Here is a 9,034-nt window from a genome sequence, read left to right as displayed (position 1 = left end):
CTGTTAAAGTCCGATGTTAGTGCAAGAAAATAGGATTGGGACTTTCAAAAACCTTGCATTATCCTTCTTGTAGTACATCGCTTGGTACAAAAAACAAGGGCAACAAAGCCTGAAACGACCGGCTCCTGACTCCTGACTCCTGACTCCTACCCCCAGGAAAAACTTTTTCAGCAGACCCTATATAGTATAGGGCATAACATCAATGTATAGATACCTGCCCGTCAAGTCAATTATCCAAAGATTAAACTTAGGTTAAAATTAACCATTGAGGCACACCGCCTTCCTTATCAATGTAGGTAATATCTTGGTCAATGCCAATGCCATTAACTGGTTCACCAACGTAAGACTGTACCATTTGATAACTACGAACCGCCACCGGGGGAACGGTACTTTCTGATTGCCAATAATGTTGAAAAGGCAAATCATAGAGTTGCTGACTATTCAAAATCGAATTAGCCCCCACATATAACCCGGGTAAATAACCCGCGCCTGCGACAGCATTATACCAACTTGTGCAGTATTGAATTACCGCTTCGGCTGAAACTTCAGAACTAATTCCTTCCAGATCTAACCAAACATTTACTTTCCTGGGAAACCCCACTGAAATTGCATTATTTGCCGCATTATCGCCGTAGGTTGTTCCCAATTGGGCGGAAGGAACCCAACCAGGGGAAGAAACGTGCTGCACAGGCATTAATGCCAGTCCTCCTTGTAAAATGCCAAGAGCTTCTTCGTAGGTTAAATCTCCTGGCGCTTCTCCTGCACCTAAGGAAAGATAACGGAGACAAAATTTGTAACCCTGACTGGCAAATTTTTGGGCGGTAGCTTTGGTAATTACAGAATCAGCATCAAACCCCAAAGATTGATTGGGCGCACTTTGAATAATTCCGGGTAATTGAGTCATAGTTGATGTCTCCTTGAGCAAAATTCAACTAAATTGATGACTTATTTATGAATGACGATCGAGCAAGAAATTAGTACTGGTTAGTTTCTTAGGTTGGGTTGAGTAACCAAACCCAACCACTCCACTGATTATGCCTGACAATAGACATTCATCATGTGGTGTCAGAATCTCATGGTGTAAAAGCCAAGGGGGCACCGGAAACAAGATCAGTGGACGAGGAATTCCCTGCAACAGGAGACACTACATTAGCAACTAACATCTTTGATTGTGGATTATCAGCCGCCAAGGTACTCAGAAAAACACCACCTGAACCAGTTGCACACATATAATTCAGATTGGCATCAGCAATGATCGCCCAAGGGGACCCTGAGATAGTTGCATCCTGTTGGGCGGCATTGCCCACCGTATTATTACTGACATCAACAACCCAGATACTGCCCATAGAGGAATTAGAGGGGTTGGACGGAGCCGTGGCAATAAAGATTGCTCCCTCTGGATAATTTCCCGGATCTGCATTACCGGCGTTGGGTGAATAGGCCAAAGATAAAATGACCTGTCCACTGGGTACTGTCCAAATAGGACTTAACGAGGCATTGAAACCACTATAGGGTTGATAGTGTAAACCGCCAGCCGGGGTTGCCCAGTAAATGCCTTTTGGTCCTTGACAAACGTCAGTTGCATTACATCCACCGTCATACCCGTAAAGGGTAGGAGTTGAAGATGGGTTTTTGGCGTTGAAAACAACCCCCGTGGCCGCACACCCGCCGAGTAGCAGACAATCATAATTAGTTAGTGTCCCCGCAGGGAAAAAGGTCAGAGATACCGGAGCTTCCACCGTATAAGATTTGTTTGAACCCACATAAGACAAGCTCGGTACGCCGTTAGCCCAACCGACTGAATACCAGTAGAGGTTGCCATTAGACGCTGCTACATAGAGATAGCTTGTGACGGCATAATAAAAAAGTCCGGCAATTGCTGCATCGGGTTCACTTTGTTCAGAGATCTGAGTCGTAACATTACTGCTTGTAAATTGCCCAGTAGTAGCGGGAGTAATGCTGTTGAGCCAAATATTGCCAGCGTAAGATCCGGAAACGAAATAGTAGGGTGGGGTAAACCCAGGGTTGCCCTGATCAAACAGAAACTCAAGAGCCGTGGTACCGCTACCATTATTATCAAGATTACTCACCACTTGTAAAACATAATCTGGCGGGGTTGGATTCGGTGAAAATTGACCAACTGAGATGCCACTTTGGTAAGCAGAGACGAAAAAATTATAGTTATCCAATTCATTTGTTACACCCTCAACAGAACGAAAAGTCATTGCCGCGATACATTGAGTGTATGGAAAAGGCGTGAGCAAAATCTGATTGAGATTGACAGATATGGACGACCAACTAGCAGGCGAAAAACTCAGACACACCGGTTGCAATTGATTCAGATAATCGCCGCTGCTGCCTTGAAAGCCGATGAGAGTGCAGTTCCCAGGAACACTCCAAGTGGCAACGGAAGCTGAATCACAACTGGCAGGTGCAAGCAAGGAGGTTTGGCCATAGTTGGTGCTGAATTGAACTGCGTTCACATAATCACCATAGATGACAGTGATTTCGGTAATAAATTCTCCTTTGCTCAAGTTGAGTGCTGGCCAGGCATTCACCGTGCCTTTGCCATGGGCAAACTGTTGGGTCCCGTTGAGGGATTGGTAAGTTGTGCCAATTTGGTTGACATAATCACCACCCCAAATTGAAACAGAAATCAACAGCGGTAGTTGGCTCAACGGGAGTGGTGTCGGGTTACTGCTGTTGTTGCTGCTCGTTGCTGTGGTTACAGTACTGCCATTGATGGTTTCGCAGCCGATCGCGATTGAACTGTTAATATCCCAGAAATCGGCGCTTGCATCATTACCCCAGATTGGTCCGGTAACGATTGACCAGTTAGCCGTAGGTACACCATTAGTAATACTTTGAGGTTGTGTTGGGTAGGAGGAGGCAGTAAACGGATTTTGAAACAAACTAATCTGTTGCGATCGCAACGCCTGATAATCACTTTTCAACTGCCCACAGTTTGCGGCAAAAGTGGCATCGCCAGTGTAGTTATAACGTTGATACAAATCGTCAACAATCTGCATCTGGTTATTGATGGTGGCCAGAGTACCCAGATAGCTGTTAATGGCATCAGCGACTGGGCGATTACTGGCGAGAAATTGCCAGTTACTGGTTTCACTAACCAGATTCTCATAACCAGCGGTGGTATAACTGAGGGCGATGCCTGAACCAGTAACGTTATTGGCACTCAAGCCATGGGCAAATGCCAGGAGACTTTGGATTACATTGGTTACAGTGACGCTGTTAGCAGGATCGCTGGTCGAGGTGCTGCTGGTGGCGTAGGGAAGGGATAACTTACTGATTTCAGGATTCAAGGCCTTCATTAACGGTGCTGCGCCTTGGCTGGAACTGCTGGAACTGCTGGAACTGCCGGTGCTGTTAAATGGATTGGGCAGGGGCGTATCACTGCCGCGTATCACCTGGTAAGCGTAGAAATCAAGGGTTAGTGAAGACACCGCCTGAGTAATATTTTTGGCAAGATTAGCGCTTAAAGTGATGGGCGGATCACTTGGCACCACTCCCTGAGCGCTTAAACTGTTGAGGACTGATTGCTGTTCCGAAACAGTGCTGCACTCAAAAACAAACAGGGCAATATATTCCATACCCAACACTGCCGAAGAGACATAGCTATCGCCATAGGCACTATAAAACTGCGTCGGTGAACTGCTAAACAAGCTTTGTGCGCTGCTGCTTAATTGCGGTGTGCCATTAATGATCGGGCTGGTTTTTTCATGGGAGGCATAGATCACCACCGTTACGGATAGATTGCTCACCTTCGCCGTGCGCGTAACTTTACGATGGAAGGAATCATCGTCAGCACCGCCGCCGATCGCATATTTCAGCGTCTTTGACAAACTTTCACCAGAGGAACAGACTTGATACCACTGCTTGCCAGTAGCGTTTTGATCGCCGATAGTCAGGGATGATAAATCCAAGGCACCATTGGGCATAGCGCTGTTGCTAAAGCTGTTAAAGCCAATTCCCACGGTTGTGATGGGAAGACAAGGCAAGGGGGAGGAGAGGTCATCCAGTAGGGGGGCTGCCCATTTGGCTGGACTGAGACTCAGGACAATCAATTGCAACTGATTGAGATAATCGCCGGAGGAACCTTGAAAACCTAGCAAAATTTGATTATCTGCCGCAGTCCAGCTAATTGTGTTACCAGTGCTGGAGGGTGATAGCGGGAACGTATAGTCTTGGGAGCTTGTGGTTTGGAATGTGAGTTGATTGATATAATCGCCGCAAGTCCCACTAACGCTGCTGATAAATTCATCAACGGCTAGATTCAGATTAAAACAAGGTCCGCCACCACTTCCGCCATGGCTAAAGGTTTGGGCCCCAGCCTGATAACTGTAAATGGTTGATAGCTGATCAACATAATCGCCGCCATGTAACTGAACAGCAGCGATCTTGGGCAAGTCTTTTAAACAAAGTGGTGTCGGCGTACTGTTCGCTGGATAATTGCCATTAAAGGCTGTATTACTGTTGAAAAATGGCTGTCCGGCGCAAATATCCTGAAAGGACACCGAATTATTGTTGCCCCACAGCGGCGATAATCGATTGCTGCTGCTGTTACAGGGGGTGATGGTTATGCTGTAATTAAGGCTGGGAGTCCCTTTGGCAATAATGTCAAGGGGATCGCAGGAACCGTCAGTAGGGGAGGTAGCGGCCTGTTGCGGATTGGCGGCAACATCAGTCAGCCAGGCGGTCAATTCTTGGATCGCGTTATAGACCATTTGTTGCTGTCCCCTGATGGGAAAGCCAATATTAGGGTCTGCGTAGTAATTGTAAGTCGTATAAATCTGGAGGATGTTCTCAATCTCAGACCAAATGCCATAAAGCTGCGTCAGAGTAGGCGCGACTTGTAGTTGATAAGTCTGGCGGTTGGTAACTATCGGTTGGAAGCTGCTCAAAGCCGAGGCGGGTAACAGCCCTTCATAGCCCATCGTGGTAAATGACAGCAGCCAAGGCGTATCTACATGGCTGGCAGAAAACTGGCTGGCCGTCTGCACCAAAGCCTCCGCATCGGTTTCGGCATTGCCAGTCATACTTGGTAAAGAGAAACTACTGCTACCGATAACCTGTTGGTAACAGATCAGATTAACACCTTTGGAACTTTGGGCATTGCTCACATCGGAACTTAAACTGGCATCGAGAGAGGCCGATTTAATCGACGCACTGGCACTCAGGGTTTTTTGCACCGTTTCCTGTACGGCGCTACTATCGCATTGAAACACAAATACCGCCACATACAATCCGCCGTTAACCGTAGCGCAGACAAATGAATCGCCATATTCAGTGAACAATTGCTCTGTGGTTAAATTAGCCAACGTGGGAGATAGGTTGCATTGCGTATAAACCGGACTCGATGTCACCACACGGGTAATCAGCACCAGCGTCACATCGGTATCGGTTACTTGGATGGTTTTGGTTTTGGTTTTGGTGTGACTCAATTTAAAGCCTGGTATGCCAATGGAAAATCCCCTGGTTTTGCTCAAAGTTTCCGATAATGACTGGCGACTGGCGCAAATTTTCATAATGACTTCGCTTTGCGCCCCCTGGTCAACGCTGGTACAGGCGCTGCTGTTTAGTGCGGAATTCGGCAAAGCACTGCCAAGAAAAGAATTATAGCCCACGCCCAAGGTGCTGACTGGCAGCGTATTGACAAACGGTTGCGTCTCAATCGATGGCGCTAACCATTTTGCTGGCTGTACGATAATGCAAATTGGCTGCAAGCCGAGGAGATTACTGCTGTTGCAATAACCCTGAAAGCCAATCAGCGTCGCTGCTGCTGGCAAACTCCAGCTAAAACTGCTACCACTGGTGCTTGTCGGTTGGGTGATGCTGTGACTAGCACTGTCGGTAAAACTCAACTGAGTAATCACGCCGTTGGAGATTTGACCGCTCATCTTGTCGATATACACCTGATTCTTCAAGCTATCGACACCATCATCCTGATTAGTAGCAGTTAAAAACAGGGTTGCGCCACTACATGAAGACACATTAGCAGCACCATGAGCAAATGGATGAGTATAGTTTAGTGTGTTGTAAGAGGCATAAAACTGGGCGACATTGTTATTGCCCCAAACGGTAATCATATAAAGCACCGGAATATTCGATATCGCCGTCGCTATGCCCGTAGTTTGGCTGGTGGCTTGCGAATAAGTACCCGAAGCGGTTGGGCTGTTATGACCATAAATTGAGCCATTAATCCCTGCATTTAGCGCTGTTGTGCTGGTACTGGTGCTGCTCGAGGTACTCACCTCAGAGCCGACATCAATATCCTGAAACGGCTCGTTACTGGTATCCCCAAACAGCGGTTGCGTCGGTACTAAATAATTAAATACCGGTATGCCGTTCATTAAACTCAGTGGCGGATTAATTGAACTAGCAATGCTCGGCGTTTGTGTTGGGTTCGCCGCAATACTGCTAATCCAGCTATTGACGTTACTTATATCGCTATTTAACTGCTTTTGGTTGGTGCTAAACGTGGTATCGCCGCTATATTTATAAGCCTGATACGCAGTAGCAATCCACTGATATTTGCTGGCAAGATACCCTAAACTTGTCAGGGTCGGAGCAATACAATCAAGATAAATCTGTCGGTTAGCCGCAATATTCATAAACGAGGCGCTTAAACTGCTGCCAAACAGGGTTTCATAGCCAGTTACCGCAAAATCAAACACCACTGGCGTATTGGCGTTCAAGTTTTGTGCAGTTGAAACTATATTAGAGACAAATTGACTCACATCTGAACTATTGGCAAAGGTCGGCAAACTAGCGCTGCTACCAACTAAAGATTGATAAATCTGACAACGCACGGTGGTATTGTTCAGCGTTTCTGTTATGCCAGCAGTCAAATTAGCGCCCAGCGTTGGCGAAATATGATCACAAACATTCACTGTCACCTGTGCTGTCAATGCCGCCTGTAAACTGCGCTGGTCTTCTTTGGTTTGGCAAGAAAAAACAAAAACTGCCACATACTCCGCCCCTTCCGTCAATTCAGACACAAAACTATCGCCATACTGTTGATAAAAGTTCAAGCATTCACTTGGCGTTGTCGGTACAGTAATGCTACTGTTTAACTGGCATTGACTCAGCGCCTGATGAATGTTCTCAACCCGTGCATAAACAATAACACTGACGGAAGTATCATTGATAGACAAGGCATTAGATAGGCTCAGAGTTGAACTTACTGAAGGGTCGCTAAAGGTAGAACTAGAATCGGAACTGGAACCAGAACCAGAACCAGAATCGGAACCAGAACTAGAATCGGAACCAGAACTGGAATCATTGCTGGCTTTTTTTAAGCTAATCTGCGCCGAAACGCCTAAGGAATTGGTAACGGTATTATTAAAATCTTCAGCCGAATAACAAATCTTAAAAAAACTTTGGGAATTAGTGCCTAAGTTTTGAATTGTTGGATTGGCTGCCAAAGCATTCGTCATCTGCTTGCCAGTAAAACAATTAAAACCAACGCCGATACCGCTGATTAATTCAACGGCATGAGGAACGCCAATAAGATTCATATTTGCAAGCGCAGCCATGACAAAAATTCTCCTAATACGGATTGAGTTGAAATTAAATAATCTGGCTTTTCTCTACTTGGCAACCGCCAAGGCAGCTAGGACAACTAGGAGGCGGCAAATTCCCACAAAGCTTAAGCTTTTTTCCCCTTGTCACCTGCTATATTGAGCAGATATTGAACAATCCTGGGTAATTGAATCATCGATTATCTTCAATAACAAACGTGACTCAATTGAGGATTCATTTATTAAGAACGATTGAACAGGAAATTAGTTCCTGTTGGGTCAAAACTTATAGCAGTAAACCTATTGTTAAGGATAAGTAGGGTGCGGCAAATTCCCACAAAGCTTAAGCTTTTTTTCCCTATTGCCTGCGATAACTCCAATAGTTGATAATAACGGAATACACAATCCCCCCCCTGTCAAGTGGCCGATGTAAAAAATTTAACCAATCTTTACATTGCCCTTCTTAGGCAATTAATCCTCTTCTTTGTTCTTCTACAAATTTATCCAGTGGGAATGTTGACTTTATTTAACCTAGTTGTCACAAGCCAGAAGAAAGTCTCAAAAAAATAATTTTAAGACCAAGAAATCCTAAGCACACAATGTCGGACTAAAGCTTGGTAGAATAATAATTGAAATAAAAATCTAAGGGGAAAATCTGATGGCCACAACCGCTGATGATGTCTGGCGTTTATTAGGGGAATTAGTCGAAGCTCAAAAAGAAACTGATCGCCGTTTTCAAGAAACAGAACGTTTAATGCGAGAACAACGTCAAGAAAGCGATCGCCGTTTTCAAGAAACAGAAAGACTTTTAAAAGAGCAAAGCCAGAGAGTTGATAAACAGCTAGGAAAACTCGGAAATCGCTTGGGAGAATTTGTCGAATGGCAAATTCGTCCCGCCGCGGTAAGATTATTTAAAGAAAGAGGGCTTGATGTTCATGAATTATACTCAGGAGTGTCAGCCCAACGCCCCGAAGGGGGACTCGAAATAGATTTATTAGTAGTTAATAATACCGAAGCCGTCTTAATTGAAGTGAAAAGTAAACTGACTCAAAGCGATGTTGACGAACATTTAGAGCGACTAGAAAAATTCAAAAGATTAATGCCTCGTTACCAGAATCTGAAAGCATTAGGAGCGGTAGCCGGAATGGTTGTCCCCGACGATATTGCTCTTTATGCTTATCGTCAAGGATTATTTGTCTTAGCTCAGTCAGGAGACAATGTAATTATTTTAAACGATCCTCAATTTCAGCCTAAAGCTTGGTAATCTGTTCGTAGTATAGAATAATTAGCTTAACTTAGTGGCAATATCATCTAAATCTTGATCCGTTAGCGTGAGAGCATTAGCCACATTTTCTGTCAGCGGCCAGTCAATTTCCAGAAGATTGAAATAAGCTTGGATATGCTGAAAATAGGCTTCTTGCAGAAATTGCTTCAGGGGAGTTGTTTGCGGTTGAGGAAAAACGCCACATTCACCTTTCATGGCAAAAGTGCTGGGA

Annotated in this window: 3 protein-coding genes and 1 pseudogene; 1 reads left to right on the top strand and 3 read right to left on the bottom strand. The window is 45.2% G+C overall.

Going from position 1 to position 9,034, the window contains the following annotated elements; genetic code table 11:
* Nucleotides 1-247: 247 nt before the first annotated feature.
* A complete protein-coding gene (locus tag O9290_RS21860; protein ID WP_288059452.1) occupies nucleotides 248-904 on the bottom strand; it encodes a DUF1906 domain-containing protein in 657 nt (218 codons plus the stop codon).
* Between the two features lie 169 nt (nucleotides 905-1,073).
* Nucleotides 1,074-7,553, bottom strand: coding sequence for a jacalin-like lectin (locus tag O9290_RS21855; protein WP_288059450.1), 6,480 nt, complete (start codon nucleotides 7,551-7,553; stop codon nucleotides 1,074-1,076).
* 643 nt (nucleotides 7,554-8,196) lie between these two features.
* On the opposite strand from O9290_RS21855, the gene O9290_RS21850 reads away from it, so the two are divergent.
* Entirely contained in the window at nucleotides 8,197-8,802 is a 606-nt protein-coding gene (locus O9290_RS21850; RefSeq protein WP_002759942.1) for a hypothetical protein, read from the top strand.
* A gap of 21 nt (nucleotides 8,803-8,823) precedes the next feature.
* Here the strand turns inward: O9290_RS21850 and O9290_RS21845 are convergent.
* Nucleotides 8,824-9,034, bottom strand: a pseudogene (locus O9290_RS21845) (lipase family protein); the annotation flags it as partial.

The organism is Microcystis sp. LE19-41.2A, from assembly GCF_027530405.1.
In the GTDB taxonomy this organism is placed as follows: domain Bacteria; phylum Cyanobacteriota; class Cyanobacteriia; order Cyanobacteriales; family Microcystaceae; genus Microcystis; species Microcystis aeruginosa.
The sequence above is the reverse complement of the archived record's forward strand: the minus strand, read 5'-3'. Positions and strand labels throughout refer to the sequence as shown.

Excerpts from the sequence above, each read along its gene's own strand:
- O9290_RS21850 (WP_002759942.1), top strand. The coding sequence starts at position 8,197 with ATGGCCACAACCGCTGATGATGTCTGGCGTTTATTAGGGGAATTAGTC.
- O9290_RS21855 (WP_288059450.1), bottom strand. The coding sequence starts at position 7,553 with ATGGCTGCGCTTGCAAATATGAATCTTATTGGCGTTCCTCATGCCGTT.
- O9290_RS21860 (WP_288059452.1), bottom strand. The coding sequence starts at position 904 with ATGACTCAATTACCCGGAATTATTCAAAGTGCGCCCAATCAATCTTTG.